The organism is Pseudomonas brassicacearum subsp. neoaurantiaca (assembly GCF_013608025.1).
GTDB lineage: Bacteria > Pseudomonadota > Gammaproteobacteria > Pseudomonadales > Pseudomonadaceae > Aquipseudomonas.
On sequence record NZ_VDLV01000001.1, the window covers coordinates 208,302 to 230,521 of the forward strand.

Here is a 22,220-nt window from a genome sequence, read left to right on the forward strand (position 1 = left end):
GAGCGACAGCTCGGAAAAAGGAGATGTCGCTACAGTATCGGTTCATCGAAAAATGGGAAGCTATTTGTCGAGCACGGTGGAAAGCCATGGCCTCCCACCGGCAGAGCACCGTGCCTGAGCATTCACGCGTTGCCGACAGCCTCGCGGACAAAGTCTTCATAAGTGCGCAGCGGACGGCCCAGGATGGCTTGCAGTCGCTCGACCGTCCCTTCCTCTGCGTTCATGCCGAACCTTTGGATACCGGCCATCATCAGGCGCATGTCGTAGGCCAACCAGCCTGGGCCGAACGAGGCCATTTGCGCTTCGAAGGCGGCCACGTCGTCGCCGCCATAGGCGACTTCGCGATCCAGGACTGAACGCCAGGTCTGCGCCACGGAGGCGCCGGTCAACGCCTGCGGGCCGACCAGTTCCAGCGTGACACGCCCAAGCGCAGCAGGCGCCCGGTCACGTCGCAGCAACTCGGCAACGGCGATGTCGGCGATATCGCGCACATCGACCATCGAGACGCCCTCCGAGCCGATCGGCATCGGATAGACCCCGTAGTCCTGGATGGTCTGCTGAACCATGAGCTCGTTCTGCATGAAGTACGCCGGGCGCAGGATTGTTGCAGGGATGTCGAGGCTTTCGATCATGCGCTCCACCGTGTGCTTGCCGGTGAAGTGCGGGACGTTGGTGAATTTTTCGGCGTGGATGACCGACAGGTAGACGATGCGCTCGATGCCGGCTTCGCGGGCCAGGTTCAGCGCGATCAGGGCCTGGGTGACTTCGTCGGGCGTGACGGCATTGAGCAGGAACAACGTGCGCAAAGAGGCAAGGGCGGCGCGCATCGAGGCTACGTCAGTCAGGTCGCCGACGACTTCGGTGACGCCTGCCGGGAACTCACGCTTGCCGGCCTGGCGCACCAGCGCCTTGACATCGGCGCCTTGCTCCGCGAGTCGTGCGGTGATGAGTGAACCAATGGTGCCGGTGGCGCCGGTGATCAAGATGCTCATAAGTGGATCTCCTGTCGCGGTATCAAAGGTGGATTTCGATTGCAGTGAGCAGACGATAGGCCGTTGCAGGAGTAAAACGAAGACGCCAAAATGCAGACACCTCGTTTCAAAAATGGAACACCATGAACCTGAACGCGCTGATCGATTTTGCGTTGGTCGCCAACAACGAAGGGTTAGGGAAGGCCAGCCGTGCCAGCGGCCGGTCGAAAGCGACGTTGTCGCGTCGAATCGCCGAGCTGGAGGAGCAACTGGGTGTCAGGCTGATCGAGCGCAGTGCCCGGGGACTGAAGCTGACCGAAGCCGGTGAAATGCTGATCGCTCGCACCGAAGGACCGCTGGGCGAAGTCGTCGAAGCCATGACAGCGGCCCAGGAAGGCGTCTCGACACCTCGTGGCCGCTTGCGGGTGGCGGCTCCGGTGTTGTTTTCACAACTGGCGATGGGGCGTATCGGCGCGGAGTTCTGCGCGGCTTATCCGCAAGTGTCGATCGAGGTGCTGGCGGAGGACCGTCTGGTGGACCTTGTCGAGGAGCAATTTGACGTCGCCATCCGGATCAACCCACGCCCGGACAGCAATCTGGTCGGACGCTGCTTTGCCAAGGACCGGTTGGTTGTCGTGGCCGCGCCTGGCGTCGCCAAGCCAGAACCCGGCGCAGTCAGTGCCGTTCCGGCTATCGTGTTTTCCAACTTCCAGCCGACCCAGTGGAACCTCGACGATGGGCGCCTGATCCTGGAGCCTATTCCCAGGCTCTGGTTTTCTTCATTTCTGATGATTCGCGACGCCGCGGTGGCCGGTGGTGGGGCGGCACTTCTCCCGCAGTCCATCGCCTGGAGCCAACTGGCCTGCGGGGAATTGGTTCAGTGGGGGGCAGTGTCGACGGTCGAAGCGCAGCTTTGGGTCCTGCACACGTCCAGGCGCCTAGCCGCACCGAAAGTCCGCGCGTTCGTCGATTTCATGTGCGCGCGGTACCCGGACATGTCGCTGGTATTGGAAGGATGACGCAAGCGTTCACGCCCAACTCAGGGTAGAGGCTGTTCCTTGACCTTGGTTGAAACGACCGCTTCGTAGCTTCCAACCGGTTTCACTTCGTTGGAAACCCACAACCGCTCGCTGCGGCATTTGTATTTAACGCCTTTGCGCGGCGTTATGTCCTTGGCCGTTTCGATGCAGATTTCCCTGGATGCATAGGTTGGCCCGGTTTTTCGCTCTTCCACACAACCTTCCATGCCACTACAGATCGTCATGACAAGAAAATAGACAGTCATCATCCTAATGTTGCTCCATCGAGCGATGTGGTTATTACGTCCTGTGTCAGCGCGGTAGGGCGCCTGAACGCACAGCGATTTCCCGGCGGATGATGAGCCTGCCTTTAAACCTTCAGCAATGGGACGTCGGTGCCATCTGTCGGGAAAATGACACCTTATTTAAAAGTTTTTACATTTGGGTTTTTTGTGACGGATTGTTGGCGCCATGAAGGGCGCTTTTGTGCGTTTTTCCGGCCTTAATCCGGCAAAGGAACCGACTCGGAAAAAACACCCGCCATAGAGTACAAATCATCGATGCAAACGCTTTGTAAGTGCATTCGACGGCTCTCATTTTTTGGCTGATAGATGCAGCGAAAGTTGCCTTGAAAATAGCTCTGATAAATACCTGATGGCAGTTTTTTCACGCCTATGTGGACAAAATCTGTCCACTTGTCAACGTAATTACAACCCCTATTATTGGCCCACTGAGTCGCCAAGAAGAGGGTGTTATGGAGCAGTTATTTGAAGGTTGCGTAAAGGTGATCGTTCCTTGTGGTTCTTTGGGAGCAGGTGTTCGCGAGGAAGAAATTGAATACGGGTTGGCGGCAGGAGCGCAAGTCATTGCCACGGACGCGGGTTCCACCGACAGCGGTGCGGCCTATCTTGCACTTGGGAAGTCCAAGAACAATCGCGGCGCAGTCAAGCGCGACCTGACAATTCTAATGAAGGCGCAGGCGAAGTCCGGCGTGCCGATTATTGTCGGCACTGCTGGACAGGCGGGCGGCGATCTTAACCTTGATTGGACCCGGGATATTGCTTTGGAGATCGCTCGGGAATTGGGCGTGTCGCCGAAATTTGCGCTCATTTATTGCGAACAAGACAAGCAGACAATTAAACGATTGAATGCACAAGGTCGTATCAAGCCGCTCCCGCCTCATACCGAGTTGGGCGATGAGACCGTTGACCAATGTGAGCACATTGTCGCGGCACTCGGCGTGGAGCCCTTTCTTGCCGCGCTGGACGGGGGCGCCGATATCATACTGGCCGGCCGCTCGACCGACACCGCGGTCATCGGTTGCTACCCCATCTGGAAAGGCGCGCCCTGGGGTCCGTCGTGGCACGCTGGCAAAACCGGGGAGTGCGGCGTGCAATGTGCCGTCAACCCTACGCTTGGCTCGGGCATCTTGTTGAGCGTCGACGCGAATGGCTTTGAAGTCGAACCGCTGAGCCGGGATAACCAATGCACGCCCCACAGTGTTTCGGCTCATATGTTGTACGAAAACAGCGACCCATTTCGGTTGCTGGAGCCCGGCGGCATCTTGAATGTTGCCGATGCGCGTTATACCGATTTGAATGGCCGCGCTGTCCGGGTAGAAGGCTCGCGTTGGGAGCCCATGCCGTACACCATGAAGTTGGAAGGCGCCGCAGCCGGTATGTATCAGACGATCATGTTGGTGGGCATACAGGACCCCGATGTGCTCAAGGATATCGATGGTTTTCATGATCGTTTATTGGACGCGCTTTATAAAAGAACGCGGCAGTCCATTCCGTCCGAGGAGTTGGGTGAGTTTCATATTTCCCTGCGGATGTATGGATGGAATGCTGTTACCGGTGTAAAGCCCGCCGCTGGAACATTGCCGCCGCCTGAAATAGGCATGTTGTTTGTGGCAACGGCGGCCACTCAGGAGATGGCCAATACCATTGCTCACGCCTGTAATCCCTATTTCTTTCATTATCCGAGTGTCATGGGCAAGGAGTTGCCTTCCTACGGATTTGCCTTTACGCCAGCCGATATACCTCGTGGGCAGATATATGAGTTCAAGTTGAACCATGTGGTGCAACTTGAAGATCCTATGGAGTTGGTCCGCTTGGAGTGGATTGATTTATCGGATAGGTCGATGGCTATAAAGGAGCTTGCATAATGACCAAGTTGCGTGATGTCTGCCGACATGTACGATCCAAACAGGCGGGACCGTTCTGGATTACGTTCGATGTCTTTTTCAACGGGCGCGAGAGTTTTGAGCGTTATAACGATTGCGCCGCGCTGTCCCCTGCGCAATTCGCAAGGCTCTACGGAGCTGACCCCGAACGGATCAAGCGCATCGCCGTGCCCGACCTGGAAATGGTCAAGATTTCCTATCCCCGTGCAACGCCCCAAGGCGGAATGGTTGAGCGGGACATGCACGCCGGCCAGCAATATGTGCGCCTGCTCGATGTGGTGATCGACTGAGGCCCACGTTTGCCTCATGGACGAGGCCCCTCCAACCTAATCCCTAGAGGTCATCATGACGGACTCGACCGTTGCAAGGCGGCTCGCGCGCTATGCCTGCGAATTCCGGGAGCAGCGACTGCCCGAAGACATCATCAAGCTGGTACGCCAGCGTTTTATCGATAGCCTGGCGTGCGTGCTGGGCGCCTACGGGGCTGATCCGGTCAAGGCAGTGCTGTGTTACGCCGCCGCGAACACGGCGCAATCCTCCAGCATATTCGGCACCCGCCTCAGGACGACAGCAGAAATCGCCGCCTTCACCAACGGCCTGATGGTTCGTTTCCTGGACTACAACGATGGATACATGAGCCTGGAACCCGGCCACCCGAGCGACAACATCCCGGCCAGCCTGGCGCTGGCGCAAGCCGAAAACGCAACCGGCGCCGAGCTGGTCTCGGCCATCGTCCTGGCCTATGAAATCCAGATGCGCCTGCAGGATGCGGCCAGCTTGAACAAGCGTGGCTGGGACCACGTCAACTACATCAACGTCGCGATGGCTGCAGCGGCTTCCAACCTGATGAAGCTGGACGTGGTGCAAACCGAGCAAGCCATCAACATCGCCCTGAGTGGGCACCTGGCAATGCGCCAAGTGCGCAGCGGTTCGCTGTCCGATTGGAAGGGCTGTTCCGCAGCCAATGCGGCGCGCAACGCTATTTTCGCAGCGCAGTTGGCGCGTCACGGCATGACAGGGCCGTCGCCGGTGTTTGAAGGCGAGATGGGCTTCTTCAAACAGGTTTCGGGGCGATTCGAACTGGATGTTGATCGTTTCGGTACATCCGACAACGGCGACTACGCCATACGCCGCTCCCTGACCAAGACATTCCCAACCAATGGCGAACTGCACACCGCCGTCTGGGCGGCGCTGGATATCCGCAAGCGGATTGACGGTGTGAAAGACATTGCCGCGATTTCAATCGAAACGTCCGAATTCAACCGTCGAGTGCTCGCCGATACCCCTGAGAAATGGTTGCCGAGAACCCGCGAAACGGCTGACCACAGCTTGCCTTATAACGTCGCCCGGGCGTTGCTGGACGGTGACATCACGGTTGGCTCGTACGCTGCCGAGATGATCGCCGACCCTGCGGCGATTGCCTTGATGGAGAAGACCAGTGTCGTCGAGGATCCGGCGCTGACGGCGCTGTTCCCACGGCACCTTGCCAACCGTGTTCGCGTGACCCTGGTTTCCGGCGGGCAAGTGGTGAGCGAGATGATCACTGGGCCCGGATCGGTGGAAACGCCGATGACCGATAGCGACTTCGAACGCAAGTTCCGGCGCATGGCGATGCCCCATATCGACGCGTCGGCACAGGCCGCGGTGCTTGAATTCGTGGCGAGACTTGAAGATCAAACCGAGTTCGAGTCGTTGTTCACCGCGATGGCTGTTTCCTAGCAGTGCCTGCGCTCCAATGGCATCGCCCAAAGGAGCGCCCGAGGCGGAATCAGCGGCGTCCGGTATGGGTCGCCGTTGGCAACATCCCGGTGTAGCGAGCGCGAGGCCTGCCCTCGTGGTGCTGGTTGTATTGCTCACTGGCGTGAGCAATCCAGCCGATGGAGCGCCCTACGCCTCCCAATGAAATTTCCTGCCCGTGCAATCCCAGTTTCCTGCCGATGAAGCTCACCATGAGAATGAATTCCGGTGGGTACGCAACGAGCTCAGAGGCCACCGAGAAAGCCTTTTGCAGCTTGATGAACTCGCTGTCGCCATCGAAGGCAGCGGTCAGCGCCGCCAAGAGGTTACTGGCCCGCGGGTCGTTGATCGAGTGGACGTTGGGGCCGAATCCGACGATGTGTCCGTCCTGGTTGTAGCGCTGCAAGATCGGCCGCGTAGGGTCTACGGCAGTACAAATCTCTTCGATCATGCGGCTGGCCGCTTCATTCCTGCCATAGGCGACCTTATGGCCCCGGGCGGCGGCGAGTGCGGCGATGACCGCGTAATAAGGGGTGGCGCCGGTCGTGGCGGCGACACGGACGCTGTGGGTGGTGTGGTCCAGCTCATGGTCGATACTGAGGATCAGCAGGCGCCGAATCAGATCGGCGTGGGCCAACGGGGCGCCGCAGGAACGAGTAATGAACTCGTGCAAGGGTTGCGTGCTCGGCTCGGTCGCCCCCACGACCAGCGCGGCAAACCATCTCACGACATCGGCGCCCGTACGGGCATAACTTTCAGGGGAAAGGTCGAACGCCTTGGGGTTTTCTCGCTGAACCAGGGGGAAAAGCGCGATGGCTTTTTCCTGGGCGGACATGTGCTCATAAATCTTCAGCAGTTGGGCGCTGTCCTTCGGCGCACGAGGCAGTGACTCGCCGAACGCCGACGGCACCTGCCAGATCAATTCAGCCACCTCTTCGACAGTTGCGCGATCCGCGAGCTCGATGACGTCGTGGCCGCGATAAAACAGCCCGTCATCGGTGATCAGCGTAATTGCACTGTCCGACGGCGGCGAGCGCTTCGCCATGGGTTTCTCTGCCGCCGGGACTTTCACCAGCCGCTGGATATCCTCGGCCCAATAGCGACGCTTGGGCGTCCCGGCAATTTTGATGGAGCGAATATTCTTGCGGCTGACGTAGGCGTACAGCGTTGGCAGGCTGACCCGGAGCAGGGCGGCCGCCTCGTCTGCGGAGAGGTAAAGGCCTTCTTGTTCTGGCATGACGGGCCCACTCAAGTGAATTGAAAGGCGTACATGTTTATTGGATATGCCGTCATGTCGTCAACATGTATTGGCGATAAAAAATCCAGTCTCTGTTGGTGGGACAACTGAGGGCTGATAAGCCCGATCCAGCGGGGATGTTGACGAAAAAAATCAAGATTTACAGGGTTTCACCCCCTATGTAGATTTCGGCTGCGCAAGAGATGTTCACATTGATTTCGATGCATCGATAAAAATAATAACGAAAGGGTGAAACGCATGGCTTGGTTAGGTTTCGCAATGGTCGTCACGTTTATGGCACTGATCATAAGCAAGCGGCTTTCTGCTGTGACGGCACTTATCCTGATTCCGGTTGCCTTCGGGCTGGCCAGTGGGGCAGGACCGGAACTGGGCGGGATGGTGATGAATGGCGTGAAGCAAGTAGCGCCCACCGCATTGATGCTGATGTTTGCAATCCTGTATTTCGCAATCATGTTCGACGCTGGGCTCTTCGAACCCGCCGTGCGACGCATTCTTCGCTACGTAGGCAATGACCCCCTTAGAGTGGTACTTGGCACTGCACTGCTGGCCACGGTTATTTCTTTTGATGGGGATGGCGCAACGACGGTCCTGATCGTAACGACCGCATTCCTGCCGCTTTACCTGCGCCTCGGAATGAACCCGCTTATTCTGGCGTTGATGCTCTTGCTGACAAACACGGTGGTCAACCTGATTCCGTGGGGAGGGCCGGTCGCCCGCGCCGCCAGTGCACTTCACCTCGATGTGGCGCAGATGTTCCTGGGGTTGGTGCCGGCAATGTTCGCCGGACTTGTCTACGCGTTTCTCGTGGCGTTCTGGATAGGCCGCAAGGAACGGCGCCGCTTGGGATGGACGCCCGGTACCCAGGACGCCGCACCGGAGGAGGCCGCGTTACCGACCGTGCAGAGTGAAACCCATCGACCGAAACTTTTCTGGATCAACCTGGCGCTTACCGCCGGCCTCATGTACTCGATGGCGACAGGGCTGGCACCTTTGCCGATGTTGATGATGGTAGGGTTTTCCCTGGCGCTGTTGATCAACTATCCGCGCCTGGCGGAGCAGAAAGCGAGAGTCGCGGCTCACGCGGAAAGCGTGCTGATGGTGATCGCGCTTATATTTGCCTCAGGTGCCTTCACGGGGATTTTGTCAGGCACCGGGATGGTCGACGGCATGTCAGAGAAAATCGTCCAGTTGATTCCCGAGGGCGGTGGCCAATACTTCGGCATCATTACCGCACTGGTTGCCTTGCCGCTTAACTTCCTGCTGTCCAATGACGCATTTTTCTTCGGTATCTTGCCGGTGCTCGGGGCAGCGGCTGCCGAATACGGCATCGACCCGATGCATATCGCGCGCGCGGCGGTGCTGGGGCAACCGGTCCATGCATTAAGCCCATTGGTTGCGGCGGTTTATCTCATTAGTGGAATCATCAAGCGTGACATGGGCGATATGCAACGCTATTGCCTGCTCTGGGCCATAGGCAGCAGTCTTGTCCTGATTATAACGGCCGCTATGACGCGGGCAATTATCTGATCAACTAGTTCACTGCGCCGAAGTTTCAAGGACGCCTGTTCGCGTCTGCTCACGTCAAAATAAGAATAATAGATGAGGTGGTCGATGAAATCGATTAACGCCGTCGCTATGACGTTGCTGTCGACATTGTGTGTGTCTGATGTTTGTCTTTCAGCAAGCATCAGTAATCCAGACAGGTTCCAGCATGAAGGCAAGTTGAATGCGTATCTTCGTTCGATGTATATCAATACGCGGATATCCAATGACTTGATTGAAGACCGTTTTGGAGGTTTTCCCGACGGGGCCGAATTGGGGGGGACAGGGATCGGCGCGATCCTGGATTACAACTCCAGTTATTGGGCCGGGGTCGTTGGATTTGACGCTTCGTTGTATGGCGTGGCGATGATCGACTCGAAGGATAACGGGCGGGACTTGTTTGACGATTCCGATGGTACGAACGGCGGCTTCGCCAAAGTCGGACAGGGTTATTTCAAATTGCGTTATGAGGGGGCCGGTTGGAACGCTGATTCCCAGATAGGTCGCGGTCGGTTCGATGCGGGGACCTTGGTCACCCTCGACACTCGGATCGTGCCGGGTTCCTATCAGGGCGGCCGCGCCCATTTGAATTTCACCGAGATGGGCATCGGTCCACTTCCAGGTACGTTGGGGCTTGAAACGGCCTATATCAACCGCACCTCGCCTCGGGACCGGGAAGAGTTCGAGCATCTGCTGAGCCAGACGGGCGAAGAAATAAAGGACCTGTATACCTACGGCATCAATTACGATTTGAAAGCCGTTGAATTGGGTTACGCCCATGGGGTGGCGCGGGATTTCAATGAAAGCACCCGTTATGGGCTGACATTGAAAGCCCCCCTCGGCGACAAGGCCGGTGTGGTGCTGGACACTCAATATTACCAGTTCAAGAAAGCCGGGCGAATCTGGGGGCGTGATTGGGAGGCCGGCGAGGCCGCTTACGATGATGACGCGACCTGGTTGAATATCAACGTGGGTTTATTGCTCGATAAGTTGCGTCTGGGCGTTTCGTTTTCCGAAACAAATGCCAAGTTGAGCAATGGGCAATTGGGTTACGCCTATTTCGATCATGGCGATAATGTTGACGGCAGGATGGATGCCTGGACGCGTTCCGGTAATGACTTCAATAACGATGGCGAGCGCACCTGGCAACTTGGCGCCGAGTATGACTTGAGCGGGCATTCTTTATTGGGTGCTTCGCTGGATGGCTTCAAAGTCATGAGCATTTATAAACAAGGCAAGTTTGATGCGATCGATCCGTTCAGCGGCCGGCGTACCGACGTGGTCGAGCGGCAAAATGAATACCGTCTCTATTATCGCTTCGACGAAAAGGAATACGCCGGTCTTTCAGTGGGCTTGATTTATCTCAACTACCGGATTGACCAGGACTTTGTCGCAGTTGTCTCCGCGCAACCCGATAACGTCGTGAGCGGCTCTGAGGCACGGGTCTATCTGGATTATGCATTTTGATCGTTGAACCTTATTTCGAGAGGCCCTCGATGCTTGAATCTCGCCGCAAAATAGTCATTACACAGCGGTTCTTCGACGCCATGGCGATTGACTTCCTGAAGCGCCACGGTTGCGAAGTGGTCATCGCGGATCTCGCACCAGGGCAAGCGGACGGCGACCTGAATGAACAACACCTGGCGGACCTCCTCGCCGACGCCGACGCTTGGATCGTCGGCCACGCGAATATCACCGCAAGTCTGTTGAGCAGGCTACCGCGCCTGCAAGTCATCGCCCGTCGTGGCGTGGGTTATGAACGGGTCGACACTGCAGCGGTGGAGGCGGCGGGAAAAGTGGCGACCATCGCGATCGGCGGTAACGACGCCAGCGTTGCCGACCACACCGTTGCGTTGATGCTCGCGGTGTGTCGCCAGCTCAAGCAATGCCAGAAGGGGCTGTCCGCCAATGATTGGTCGATCCCTTTGGGCGGCGATTTGTACCGCAAGACGGTTGGTATCGTCGGCTTGGGCCGGATTGGCCGGGGCGTGCTGGAGCGCTTGTCCGGGTTCGAGGTGAAACCGCTGATCCATACCTCCAGCCCCGACAGCGCCCAAGCCGAGGGTAGCGTTGTGGATTTGGAAACACTGCTGAGGGAAAGCGACTTTGTCACGCTCCATGCGCCGCTCAATCCGCAGACGCGGGGGCTGATCGATGATCGTGCGCTGAACCTGATGAAGCGTTCCGCCGTGCTGATCAACACCGCGCGGGGCGGCCTGGTGCGCGATGCCGATCTGCTCAGGGCCCTGACGGAAAAGCGACTGGCAGGCGCGGGGCTCGATGTGTTCGAAAGCGAGTCGGATCCCGCCTTGATGCCTGTGACCGAGCAACTGATCCAACTCCCCAATGTGGTCGTGACCCCCCATGTCGGGGCGTCTACGGTCGAGGGGCTCAACCGTACCAATCTGATTGCCGCCCAATGTGCGGTGGCTGTGCTCGAAGGACGCAGCCCACCCAGCCATTGTGTTATCGCGGACGGGCGTCGAACCGCCGGAGAGGATGAGCAGCCATGATTCGTCGCGAAAATCCGTCGGCGGATTCACGCCCGCCGGTTCACCCTGACTTGCTGGCCGTGGCAACGTCGTTGCGCGAGGCCGGCCTGCTGCCTGTGGTTCATGGCGACGTGCAAAGCGTCCGGGCGCAGCTGGAGCGGATCAACGCCTGGGCCGCGCAGCGCAGCGTCCCGTTGTCCTACGAGCGCACCCTGGGGTTTTCCGTCAATGGGCGCAACGTGCCCTGCAAGCTCTATTGGCCGGAAGGCGATGAGACGCCTTGCTTGATGTTCTACTGCCACGGCGGCGGATTTCGCCATGGCTCGCTGGCCGGTTGGGATGCGCCGCTGCGACAGTTGGTTCGCGACAGTGGCGTAGCGGTGCTGTCCATCGACTATGCGCTGTCGCCGGAGTATCGCTTCCCGGTGGCATTCAATGAAGTGGTGGCAATTATCAGCCGTGTCATTCATCTGGGCGCCGTCACCGACTGCCCAGTGCGCGGCTACGCCCTGGGCGGCGATTCGGCCGGCGCCAACCTGGCGTTGGGGGCAGCGATTGCATTACGCGATTCGGGGATCGATGCGCTCCGGCAGTTGTTGCTGTTCTACGGCAGCTACTCGCGGGACATGAGTTCCGATTCGTGGCAACGGCTTGGCGGGTATGGAGGACAGAATCTGTCGGTCGAGACCATGAGTGCCTACTGGGCAAGCTACCTGGCCAATGACGAAGACGACTGGCGGGTGCAGCCAATCATTGCTGATTTGACGGGGCTTCCACCGGCACGATTGGTGGTCGGCGAGCTGGACCCGTTGTCGGATGAAAATCGCAAACTGGCGCAGCGGCTGAGAGACGCGGGGGTGGCGACGAACCTGCAAGTCTTGCCGAACATGACCCACGGTTTTGTCCGTTTCAATGAAAGGGCGCCCGTCGCCCGCAGCGTCATTGCCGAGCAGGGCAGCGCCTTGCGTGCGGCGCTTTCCAGGGAGGCGAACCTTCCATGAACCTTTTCCGAATCGTGGCCTTTGCCTGTGCTTGCTTCTGCACGTCCGTGGTGATGGCCGCCGGCACGCTGCCGGTCGGTCCTGCCGCAGGGGATATGGAGCTGTCGGCCTTCTATCGCTGGCCTGAAGCGATGCCCGCGTTGCCCGGGGTGCTGCTGAGAAGCGAGAGCCTGCCAGTGCAGGCGCAGATGCCCGCCGCCGCGCAGGCGTTGCGTCTGCTCTACAGTTCCAGCGACGAACGCTGGCATTCCGGTCTCGTTGCGGTCAGTGGCGCGTTGTACCTGCCGACGGGCACTCCACCCGCCGAAGGCTGGCCGCTGCTGGCCTGGGCCCATGGCACGCTGGGGATTGCCGATGCGTGCGCGCCTTCCTGGACGGGGCTGCGCGATCGCGACGCGGCGTACATCAATCGCTGGCTGGCGCGTGGCTTTGCGGTGGTCGTGACCGACTACCAAGGCCTGGGAGGGCCGGGACCGCATCCTTACACGTTCTGGCAAGCCGAGGGACGCTCCGTCATCGACTCGATTCGCGCTGCCCGCGCCATCCGGCCAGGGCTGATTGCCAATCGCACGTTCCTCGCCGGCCAATCCCAGGGCGGCGGAGCGGCGTTGGGCGCGGCCATCCTTGCCGCGAGCTACGCGCCGGAGCTGTCTATCCTGGGCGCGCTGCTGACGGCACCGAACAGCACCTTTCCCCAAGGCCCCATTTCGCTGCCACCGCGCCAGTCCAACACCGTGTTCCTGGCGCTGGCGTCCGGCGGCCTGCGCGACGACGGGCCGCGAGTAGAAGGCATCCTGACCACCAAGGGTCTTCAATTGCTGGCGGTCGCCCGGCAGAGCTGCACCCGTGACGTCGCGCTCAAATCCAAGGCATTGCAGATCAGTTCGTTTGCCGAGCTGTTGACCATCACTCCAGAGACGCTGGCCGGGCTTCGTATCCCGACCACCGACATGCCACAGGCATCCATCGCCTTCCCGCTGTTCATCGCCACCGGCCAGGCAGATCACACGATTACGCCGGAGCGGCAATATGCGGTCGCGGCGGCGTTGTGCGCCGCCGGCAACGCAGTCACTTGGCGCATGTATGAAGGCCTGGGGCACGACGGGGTGCTGCATGGTTCGCTGGAAGATGCCTTAGCCTTCGTCGGGGCCCGGCTTGGCGGACAGGACGCTGGTTCAAATTGCGCAACCCTGCAATGGCCCGGTCCGCCAGGTGAACGAAATCCTGATGCGCTGTTCAATGACGATTGAAGCGTTCAGGCCTTCGCGTCGATGTCCGCTGAGAACGTCATGTCCTTGTATTTTTCCAGCGACCGGATTCGCTCGGCGAGCGCTTCGCTGATGGATGCGTAGGCTGTACTGCCCAAGGCCAGGCGTAGCGGCGGATGAATCATATCTGCGGCATCGATCAAGGCCTCGACGGTTCTTCCAGCGTCGCCCTTGACGACGAAGTCACCCGAGGCCAATGCCCGGCGAACCTCCCCGGCCGGGGTGTCTTCATAGCAGGCCATGGGTGTCGTGCGATCCAGCCCTTCGGCAAAATGGGTGGCGGTGGGGCCAGGCTCGATGATCACGAAATCGATCGCGAACGGCGCGACCTCCTTGGCCACGGACTCGACGAACCCTTCGATGCCCCATTTGGTCGCATGGTAAAGACTGAAGCCTGGGTAGGCTATCTGGCCGCCTTCCGAGGACACTTGGACGATGCGGCCGCCACCGTGGGCGCGCAGATGCGGCAGTACCGCGCGTATGAGGTGAATGGAGCCGATGAGGTTCGTCGCGAGTTGGCGTTCGATCTGCTCGGGACTGGCTTCTTCGGCGGCCCCGAACAGGCCGTAACCGGCGTTGCTTACGACCACATCAATCCGTCCGGCTGCTTCGAAGGCCTGTGAAACAACCGCAGTGATTGCCGCTGTATCGGTGACATCGAGTGTCAGTACCTGCAAGCGATCGCCGTGTAACGCCAGCAAATCGTCCAGCGCGCCTTGCCTGCGCAGCGTGGCGATGACACGGTCGCCGCGCCCGAGCAACCGCTCGCAGAGAAGACGGCCGAGGCCGGTGGATGTACCTGTAATCAACCAAGTTTTCATCGTGCACTCTCCTTGGACATGCCCTGTGGGAGCGAGCCTGCTCGCGAAGGCGGTGGTCAGCATGAGGTGTGTACAGAAAGGGCCTCTTCGCGAGCAGGCTCGCTCCCACATTGGTCTGGCGCAGGCGTTTCAGAGTTCACGCCGAACAGACGGTCCGGCGAATAACAACCGGCCCTTGGTCTCAATGCAACGAATGCCGGGTCGAGGCCTCTGATGACTAACGAGCCGCAGCTTTGAACCCCAGGACTGCTGCGTTTTTTCATCCCGACAGGTGATTGTTTTCATGACGATGGCTGAGAAAAACCACATTGACTGGCTGGTCGAACAATCGATGCTCAAGGCTGCGAGGCAGCGGGCCAAGCTCTATTCGGGGCAGGGACGTCTCTGGCAGCAGCCCTTTGCGCACACTCGCCCCCGTGATGCCTCGGCGCTGTCTTCGGTGTGGTTTACGGCGTACCCAGTGTCCATCGTTACCCGCGAAGAGGGCACCGTCCTCGAGGCGCTGGGGGACGAAACGCTGTGGCACGCGTTGTCGAAAATCGGTATCCAGGGCATCCACAACGGCCCGCTGAAGCAATCGGGTGGCCTGCGGGGCACCCGATACACTCCGACCATCGATGGCAACTTCGACCGCATCAGCTTCGACATCGACCCGGAACTGGGTACCGAGGCCCAGCTCCAGGCGTTGACGCGCATGGCCGCTGCGCACAACGCGGTGGTCATTGACGATGTCATCCCGTCCCATACTGGTAAAGGTGCGGATTTTCGCCTGGCAGAAATGGCCTATGAAGATTATCCGGGGCTCTACCACATGGTGGAGATCCGCGAGGAAGACTGGCCGCTGCTCCCCGAGGTCGAGGAGGGGCGTGATGCGCAGAACCTCACCGCGCAGCAGGTGGACGCTCTGCGGGACAAGCACTACATCGTTGGCCAGTTGCAGCGAGTGATTTTCTTCGAGCCCGGCGTCAAGGAAACCGACTGGAGTGCGACCCCTGTCGTCATAGGCGTCGATGGCAAGCCGCGGCGTTGGGTCTACCTGCATTATTTCAAGGAAGGCCAGCCGTCGCTGAACTGGCTCGACCCAAGCTTTGCCGCGCAGCAGATGATCATCGGCGATGCGCTGCACGCCATCGATTGCATGGGGGCGAAGATCCTCCGTCTGGATGCCAACGGCTTTCTTGGCGTGGAACGCAAGCTCGACGGCACCGCCTGGTCCGAGAGCCATCCGTTGTCGATCACCGGCAACCAGTTGCTCGGCGGTGCGATTCGCAAGGCCGGCGGTTTCAGTTTCCAGGAGCTGAACCTGACCCTCGATGACATCGCCGCCATGTCCCACGGCGGCGCGGACCTGTCCTATGACTTCATCACGCGCCCGGCCTACCAGCATGCATTACTGATGGGCGACACCGAATTCCTGCGGTTGATGCTGCGCCAGATGCATGCCTTCGGCATCGATCCGGGGTCGCTGATCCACGCGTTGCAGAACCACGACGAATTGACCCTCGAGCTGGTGCATTTTTGGACGCTGCACGCCCACGACACCTACCTGTACCAAGGCCAGACGTTCCCCGGCAGCATCTTACGCGAGCACATCCGCGAGCAGATGTACGAGCGCCTGTCCGGTGAACATGCGCCTTACAACCTCCGGTTCGTGACCAACGGCGTGTCCTGCACCACGGCCAGTATCATCACCGCGGCGTTGGGCATTCGCGATCTCGATGCGATCACCGCCGCCGATATCCAACAGATTCGCCAGGTCCACCTGTTGCTGGTGATGTTCAACGCCATGCAGCCGGGCGTGTTCGCCTTGTCGGGCTGGGATCTGGTGGGGGCATTGCCGCTGCCGGCGGAGCAGGTCGAACACCTGATGCGCGACGGCGATACGCGCTGGATTCATCGCGGTGCCTACGACCTGGTGGACCTCAACCCGCAAGCGCCGTTGTCGGCTGGGCAGATGCCCCGGGCAAGGACTTTGTACGGCAGCCTGCCGGGCCAATTGAAGGATCCGGATTCGTTCGCCTCGCAACTGCGCAGGATCCTGGCTGCGCGCCGGGCCTACGACATCGCGGCGAGTCGCCAGATACTGATTCCGGACGTCGAACATCCGGCGCTGCTGATCATGGTCCACGAACTGCCGGCCGGCAAAGGCACGCAGATTACTGCGCTGAACTTCGGCTCGACGCCGATCACTGAAACCCTGCACCTGCCGGATATTGCGCCGGGGCCGGTGGTGGACATCATCAATGAGCGGGTCGAAGGGGATCTCACGGACGAGGGCGAGTTCACCATCACGCTGGATGCGTTCGAGGGGTTGGCGCTGCGGGTGGTGAGCAGCTCGCCGATGATCTAGGGGAAGCAAATCGAGGTGAATGATCGCTCAATCACCTCGATTTCGCTGCAAGCGCGTCGTGGAAATTATCGAGGTGCGGTGTTGGCTGCAGACGCTTGCTCCGCCACGGTGGATTTGGGCGAGCGCATCAACAAGGGGCCGAACGTAGCCAGCAGCCCAAGCATGACCAGCGGGAAAAACATCAGCTTGCTCAAGCCAAAATTACTCACGATCACGGTAATGGCTGCGGGGCCGACCAGCATCCCTGAAAAACCGATGCAGTTGACGATTCCGATATTGCGACCGGCATATTCCGGGTCCCTGCGCCCGGCGGCGGAGATCATCAGGGGCGCGATGCAGGACAGGCCAAGCCCGAACAGCGCGAAGCCGACGATCCCCGTCGTTGCGCTGCCGCCAACGATGGTCAGGATCATGCCCAGCACGCATACCACCCCGCAGCCGAAAACCACTTGGGCATTGCCGAACGCCGCGGCCAACCGATCGCCGAACAATCGTCCGACGAACGCGGCCCCGACGAATACAGACACCGCCATGCCCGCCGTCGACGTACTGGTCGAGAATTCTCGACGAATGTATTCCTGGCCCCAATCGGCAATCGCGTTTTCGCCCATCATGCTCCCCAGCAACAAGGTGCCGAGGGCAATCATCACCAGCAGGGTTTTGACCGACGGCCCGGTACCGGCTTCGCCAGTGGGCGCGCCTGTCTGCCAATCGCTGTTCGACGGTTCCGGAACGTCGTGTTTACCCAAGAGCCATCGGCTGAAGACGCACCCCACCAGGAACATCGCCAGGCCCAGCACAGTAAAGGGGACTTGTACGCTGTCGGTATACAGGCCGGTCAGCCAACTGCAGACCATCCCCAGCAAGAAGCCACCCAAGGAATAGAACGCGTGGAAACCGGACATGATCGAGCGTCGATAGAAACGCTCGACTTGAACTCCATGGGCGTTCAACGCGGTATCCAGCGCGCCGCGCAGCAGGCCGAGTACCACGCCAAAGCTCAGCGCGAACCAGAAGCCTGTGACGAAGCCCAGTGGAATGATTGAAAGAGGATAGGCGAGGGCGCAGATGGTGATGACCGGCTTCGCCCCGAAGCTGTCGAGCAAGCGACCCACCCACAGCGCCCCCGCCGCCGAACCGACGCCGACGCCGAGCGCGATCAAGCCGAAGTCCCCATCGCCCAGCTCACCGCTGAAACCCAGTTGCGCCCGGAAGACGCTGACGCCTGTGGACCAGATGTACATCATGGCGCCAATCATCATGAAGCCGAGAAAAGTCGCGATGCGCGCCTTGCGGATACGACCGGGGACCGGTGTCGTTTCTAGAGTCTTGATCACGCTGCATTGTCCTGTTGTTTTTGTGGGGGGCATGCACAGATGAGTTATACGTATAACTGGCAAAAAGTAAAATCGAGTGGCCGTTCGCTGTCAACTGCTTTTGGATCTATGGTCCGTATTTAAGATGGATCATGGCCATTCAGGCGGCAAATACAGTTTTCCGGGCATAGCGGCGTGGTCTATTTGGTGAATTTGGGTTATACGTATAACTTAATCCGTCCAACGTAGAGCCCTTCGTGTCTTCACAACAGCAAACATTGCCGTGCATCACTCCCCACATGGCTGCCTATCGGCTGACGTTCCTGATGGCCGGCCTCTGCATGGGCGCATGGGCGCCCCTGGTTCCGTTCGCGCGCAATCGCGCCAGGATCGACGACGGCGCGTTGGGTCTTCTGTTACTTTGCCTTGGGCTGGGGTCGTTGATCATGATGCCGCTTGCCGGAGTCCTGAATGCGCGTCGGGGCTGTCGTTTCACCATGCATGTCGGCATCGCGCTGGTTTTCCTGACGCTGCCGCTGTTGGCTACGGTGCATTCGTTCTCCGGCCTGGTGGTGACCCTCATGCTCTTTGGCGCGGGCTGCGGAACGGTCGATGTGACCATGAATGTGCAAGGCGTGATGGTCGAGCGCGCTACCGGGCGGTCTCTCATGTCCGGCTTCCATGGTTTGTTCAGCCTTGGAACGATTGTCAGCGCCGCGGTGATCACCGGGTTGTTATGGCTCGGTGCGACACCGTTGCTTGCCAGTTGCGCGGTGCTGGTGGCGCTGGGCGCCTTCGTGTTGACGGCCGGACGCCAGATGTTGGGGCGTAGCGGCGACGCAGCCGGCCCTGTCTTTGCCAGGCCCTCCGGCAACGTATTGATGCTTGGGATACTCTGCCTGATCGCATTTCTCGCCGAAGGCGCCATCCTTGATTGGAGCGCGGTGTTCCTCGTTCAGGTTCGTGCTGTCGAGCCTGCCATTGCAGGCCTGGGCTATGCGGTGTTTGCCGTGATGATGGCCTTGGGACGATTGACTGGCGACCGGATTGTGGCGAGGCTCGGTCCCCGCACGGTGCTCGTGGGCGGGGGCCTGATCGTCATGTCGGGATTCGTGCTGGTGGTGTTCGCGACAAACTGGTTATGGAACCTGGTGGGTTTCGGGGTCGTTGGCGCGGGGCTGGCGAACGTCGCTCCGGTTTATCTGTCGCTGGCCGGTGCCCAGCGCACGATGCCGGGTGAGTTGGCGATTGCCGCAGCCACCAGCCTCGGTTACCTCGGCATCCTGATGGGGCCGGCGGCAGTGGGTTTGTTCGCGCACCTGTCCAGTCTCTCGGCGGCGCTGCTGGCCGTTGCTTCACTGATGACCGCGATTATCGTCAGCGCCGCTCGGCTGGTTCCGAAGGCTTCCCGCCAGCGGTTACACTGAGCGTCTTTTTTTTCACGGACCTCGCCTGAGGTCCTTCAAGGTTTGGGATACACGCGATGGCATCGGTTTCAATGAAAGACGTAGCACTGGCGGCAGGGGTGTCCCAGCCGGCGGTGTCCTACGCCTACAATCGCCCCTCCAAGTTGTCGCAGGCCCAGCGCGAGCACATTCTCCAGGTGGCTGCTTCGTTGGGCTACCCGGGGCCGAACGTCCTGGGGCGTAGCCTTCGCTCCGGAAAAATCGGGGCGATCGGGCTGATGATGATGGACAAGCTGTCGCTGGCATTCGCTGACCCCTGCACGATTGCCTTGCTACGGGGCATCAGCGAAGTGGGGGAACTGGAAAATGTCGCGCTGACCTTGTTTCCCCTCAACAACAACCGGCTCGTCGGTCGCGCCCCGGCTGAGAAACATGGCAGCCTGGCGCTGCGTGGCCTGGTGGACGGCCTGATCATTTCGACATTGCCCGATGACCACCCCGCGGTATTGGCGGTGGTGAAGCAGAACATCCCTTTTGTGGTGATCGACTCGCCACTGGTACCCGACTCGTTTTTTGTCGGGATTGACGACCGGGGTGCCGCTCGCATGCAGGTCCAACATCTGCTGGACCTGGGGCACCGGAAGATCGGGATCATCATCGACCGGCTCAATCCTGACGGTTATCGCGGCCCGATTGACCGGCAGCGATTCGAAAGCGCGAGCGAACGTATCGTCAGGGAGCGCCTCACGGGGTATCTCGAAGCCGCCAGCGAAGCTGGCCTGGCGTTCGAAGACCTGAGCATCATTGAAGCGGGCGGATTGGATTCGACGTCCGGACAAGCGGCGGCGTTTACGCTGCTGACCTCCAACGATGTCACGGCGGTCGTTGCCTGTTCGGACGTCATGGCAATCGCTTGCATGAAGACGGCCCATGCGCTCAATCGCGACGTCCCGCAAAGCCTTTCGGTGATCGGTTTCGACGACATTCCGGAAGCGGTTCAGCTCGGCTTGACGACCATTGGTCAACCCATGGTGGAGAAGGGGGTCTACGCCGCGAGAATGTTGACTGAACAACTCAATGCTCCGGCGGGCACCCGGCTCCAGCCCGAGCAGAAGATCTTCCCGACGAAACTCATCGTGCGCACGTCGACGCAGGCTGTACAGGCACCCTGAGCCTAGCTGGCGGGACTGCGGCGTAGCGCTACACCGCAGTCCCGCCCTGGGGTTTGAATCAAGGCGATTGTCGCTTGAAGATATTCGCGACCCGCAACGCGTTGGCGGCAATGGTGAGGGCCGGATTCACGGCTGCCGAGGAGGGAAAGAACGAACTGTCGACGACCCAGACGTTATCCAGGTCATGCATCTTGCAGGTGACGTCCAGCACACTCGACATTGGATCATGACCCATCACGGCAGTGCCGCACTGATGTGAATTGGTGGCGATGCCCATGCGCGCCTTCAAGATCAGTGGATAGCCCGCCTTGCGCATGACTAGGCTGGTCTTGCTCACCAGCACTTCGTGGGCCTTGAGGTTGTTCGGCGTCCAATGGACCTTGATGGCCCCTCGGGACGTGTCGTAGGTGATGCGGTTTTCCTGCGTCGGCAGGTCTTCAGACGTCAGGTACAAGTCGACGCTGTGGTCGGTGATGTACCGTGACGCGAACCTTGGTAGCCAAGGGCGCATGGCGGTAATCATCGGCTCGCGAATCTTCCCCAGCATCTGCACGTTGCCCAGCGGAAACGCATTGTCGGGGCCGGCGTTGTACCAATCGTTGAGGGCCAGGGTTTTCTGGAACATGACCGGATTCTTGCGCCGAGGATCGACCGCCAGCATGAACGTGCTGTTGTGCACCATATAGTTGCGACCCAGTTGCCCTGAGCGATTGCCCAGTCCTTCAGGGTGCTGCTCGTTTGCTGACTTGAACAGCAACGCCGCGCTATTCACCGCGCCACAGGCGAGGACAAATCGCTTGGCCCGCAGCTTCACTTCGCGGCCCTTGAACACACCCTGGGCCTCGATCACGGAGCGGCCGTCGGCGCCCGTTACCAGCCGATTGATGGTGGTGCGGGTCATCAGCCTGATCGAAGCGCTGCGCAGCGCCGGTCTCAATGCCGATACTTCGGCGTCTGCCTTGGCATCCATCAGGCATGGATAACCATCGCAGGTCGAGCACAGCACGCAGGCACCGCTATCGCCATAGTCCACCGCCGCAGGCATCACGAAGGGCCTCAATCCGCCACGTCGCATGCTTTGTTCCAGCGCCTGCAGCGCCGGATCGTGCTGTAGCGCCGGCTGCGGAAACGGGCCGGAACGCCAAGGCTCGCTGGGGTCGCTGCCCGCCTGGCCATGGACGCGATAGAGTTTTTCCGCTTCGGCGTACCAAGGCTCCAGGTCCGCGTAGTTGATCGGCCAGGCAGGGGAGACGCCTTCGGCATGCTGGATCTCACCAAAATCCTCCTCACGAAAACGTGGAAGCATGGCGCCGTAGAACTTGGTGTTGCCGCCGACGTAATAGAACACCCCGGGAGAAAACGGTTGGTCGGCTGAGTCCAGCCATTGCTCGGCGTTGCGGTAGCGTCCTTCGCCGAAGACCGATTCGGCGCTCCAGTTCTGTACCTCGCGAGGCAGGAAATCGCCGCGCTCGACGATCACGATGTCCAGCCCGCTGTCGCGCAGGGCATGGGCGAAGGTCGAGCCGCCCATGCCCGAGCCGATGATCAAGACATCACAGTTGATATTGCCATCTGCATCAGGTGTCACCACGTCGAGGGCGCGCGGTTCGCGCGGCGCCCCCGGTTGTGGATTCAGCTCTGCATGATGCGAAATCAATGCATCACTCATTTGAGCCGCTCCA

Annotated in this window: 18 protein-coding genes; 12 read left to right on the forward strand and 6 right to left on the reverse strand. The window is 59.9% G+C overall.

The window, feature by feature from the left end; translation table 11 throughout:
* Nucleotides 1-122 precede the first annotated feature (122 nt).
* Nucleotides 123-992 (reverse strand): NmrA/HSCARG family protein, encoded by an 870-nt coding sequence (locus tag FHK92_RS00925; RefSeq protein ID WP_181286371.1) that lies wholly within the window; start codon nt 990-992, stop codon nt 123-125.
* Nucleotides 993-1,114: 122 nt separating this feature from the next.
* Between FHK92_RS00925 and FHK92_RS00930 the strand changes: the two genes are divergently transcribed.
* Nucleotides 1,115-1,990 carry a LysR family transcriptional regulator gene (locus FHK92_RS00930; RefSeq protein WP_181286372.1) on the forward strand — a complete coding sequence of 292 codons (876 nt, stop codon included), beginning with the start codon at nt 1,115-1,117 and terminating at the stop codon, nt 1,988-1,990.
* Between the two features lie 20 nt (nt 1,991-2,010).
* Here FHK92_RS00930 and FHK92_RS00935 read toward each other — a convergent pair whose 3' ends face one another.
* Complete coding sequence (locus FHK92_RS00935; protein WP_181286373.1) at nt 2,011-2,259, reverse strand: hypothetical protein; 249 nt, start codon at nt 2,257-2,259, stop codon at nt 2,011-2,013.
* A 485-nt stretch (nt 2,260-2,744) separates the two neighbouring features.
* Here FHK92_RS00935 and FHK92_RS00940 point away from each other — a divergent pair, with 485 nt between their 5' ends.
* Genes FHK92_RS00940 through FHK92_RS00950 form a run of 3 tightly spaced genes read left to right on the forward strand, consistent with a single transcriptional unit; the run spans nt 2,745 to nt 5,894 of the window.
* The gene (locus FHK92_RS00940) at nt 2,745-4,157 is read left to right on the forward strand and encodes an acyclic terpene utilization AtuA family protein (protein ID WP_181286374.1); all 1,413 of its coding nucleotides are present in this window, start codon (nt 2,745-2,747) and stop codon (nt 4,155-4,157) included.
* Nucleotides 4,157-4,465, forward strand: coding sequence for a DUF4387 domain-containing protein (locus tag FHK92_RS00945; protein ID WP_181286375.1), 309 nt, complete (start codon nt 4,157-4,159; stop codon nt 4,463-4,465). The genes FHK92_RS00940 and FHK92_RS00945 overlap by 1 nt, the downstream gene beginning before the upstream one ends.
* Nucleotides 4,466-4,520: 55 nt before the next feature.
* Nucleotides 4,521-5,894, forward strand: a complete 1,374-nt coding sequence (locus FHK92_RS00950; RefSeq protein ID WP_181286376.1) for an MmgE/PrpD family protein — start codon at nt 4,521-4,523, stop codon at nt 5,892-5,894.
* 49 nt (nt 5,895-5,943) lie between these two features.
* On the opposite strand, the gene FHK92_RS00955 is transcribed toward FHK92_RS00950, so the two are convergent.
* A complete protein-coding gene (locus FHK92_RS00955) occupies nt 5,944-7,149 on the reverse strand; it encodes a citrate synthase (RefSeq protein ID WP_181286377.1) in 1,206 nt (401 codons plus the stop codon).
* A 258-nt stretch (nt 7,150-7,407) separates the two neighbouring features.
* Between FHK92_RS00955 and FHK92_RS00960 the strand changes: the two genes are divergently transcribed.
* From FHK92_RS00960 to FHK92_RS00980, 5 genes are all read left to right on the forward strand, one after another.
* Nucleotides 7,408-8,697, forward strand: coding sequence for a CitMHS family transporter (locus tag FHK92_RS00960; RefSeq protein WP_181286378.1), 1,290 nt, complete (start codon nt 7,408-7,410; stop codon nt 8,695-8,697).
* Nucleotides 8,698-8,781: 84 nt separating this feature from the next.
* Nucleotides 8,782-10,179 carry an OprD family outer membrane porin gene (locus FHK92_RS00965; RefSeq protein WP_181286379.1) on the forward strand — a complete coding sequence of 466 codons (1,398 nt, stop codon included), beginning with the start codon at nt 8,782-8,784 and terminating at the stop codon, nt 10,177-10,179.
* A gap of 29 nt (nt 10,180-10,208) precedes the next feature.
* On the forward strand, nt 10,209-11,225 hold the full coding sequence (locus tag FHK92_RS00970) for a phosphoglycerate dehydrogenase (protein ID WP_181286380.1): 1,017 nt from the start codon (nt 10,209-10,211) through the stop codon (nt 11,223-11,225).
* Nucleotides 11,222-12,205, forward strand: a complete 984-nt coding sequence (locus FHK92_RS00975; protein WP_181286381.1) for an alpha/beta hydrolase fold domain-containing protein — start codon at nt 11,222-11,224, stop codon at nt 12,203-12,205. Before FHK92_RS00970 ends, FHK92_RS00975 begins: the two co-directional genes overlap by 4 nt.
* Complete coding sequence (locus FHK92_RS00980) at nt 12,202-13,455, forward strand: lipase family protein (RefSeq protein ID WP_181286382.1); 1,254 nt, start codon at nt 12,202-12,204, stop codon at nt 13,453-13,455. The genes FHK92_RS00975 and FHK92_RS00980 overlap by 4 nt, the downstream gene beginning before the upstream one ends.
* Nucleotides 13,456-13,460: 5 nt before the next feature.
* On the opposite strand, the gene FHK92_RS00985 is transcribed toward FHK92_RS00980, so the two are convergent.
* Nucleotides 13,461-14,294: an SDR family oxidoreductase gene (locus FHK92_RS00985; RefSeq protein WP_181286383.1), complete on the reverse strand. Its 834-nt coding sequence runs from the start codon at nt 14,292-14,294 to the stop codon at nt 13,461-13,463.
* 283 nt (nt 14,295-14,577) lie between these two features.
* On the opposite strand from FHK92_RS00985, the gene treS reads away from it, so the two are divergent.
* Nucleotides 14,578-16,644 carry a maltose alpha-D-glucosyltransferase gene (gene treS / locus FHK92_RS00990; protein ID WP_181286384.1) on the forward strand — a complete coding sequence of 689 codons (2,067 nt, stop codon included), beginning with the start codon at nt 14,578-14,580 and terminating at the stop codon, nt 16,642-16,644.
* A gap of 65 nt (nt 16,645-16,709) precedes the next feature.
* Here the strand turns inward: treS and FHK92_RS00995 are convergent, their stop codons facing one another.
* The gene (locus FHK92_RS00995; protein WP_375154590.1) at nt 16,710-17,981 is read right to left on the reverse strand and encodes an MFS transporter; all 1,272 of its coding nucleotides are present in this window, start codon (nt 17,979-17,981) and stop codon (nt 16,710-16,712) included.
* A gap of 278 nt (nt 17,982-18,259) precedes the next feature.
* Between FHK92_RS00995 and FHK92_RS01000 the strand changes: the two genes are divergently transcribed.
* Nucleotides 18,260-19,387, forward strand: coding sequence for an MFS transporter (locus FHK92_RS01000; RefSeq protein ID WP_181286482.1), 1,128 nt, complete (start codon nt 18,260-18,262; stop codon nt 19,385-19,387).
* Between the two features lie 56 nt (nt 19,388-19,443).
* Nucleotides 19,444-20,538 carry a LacI family DNA-binding transcriptional regulator gene (locus FHK92_RS01005; protein WP_181286385.1) on the forward strand — a complete coding sequence of 365 codons (1,095 nt, stop codon included), beginning with the start codon at nt 19,444-19,446 and terminating at the stop codon, nt 20,536-20,538.
* A 58-nt stretch (nt 20,539-20,596) separates the two neighbouring features.
* Here the strand turns inward: FHK92_RS01005 and FHK92_RS01010 are convergent, their stop codons facing one another.
* Nucleotides 20,597-22,207 (reverse strand): GMC oxidoreductase, encoded by a 1,611-nt coding sequence (locus tag FHK92_RS01010; RefSeq protein WP_181286386.1) that lies wholly within the window; start codon nt 22,205-22,207, stop codon nt 20,597-20,599.
* Nucleotides 22,208-22,220 lie beyond the last annotated feature (13 nt).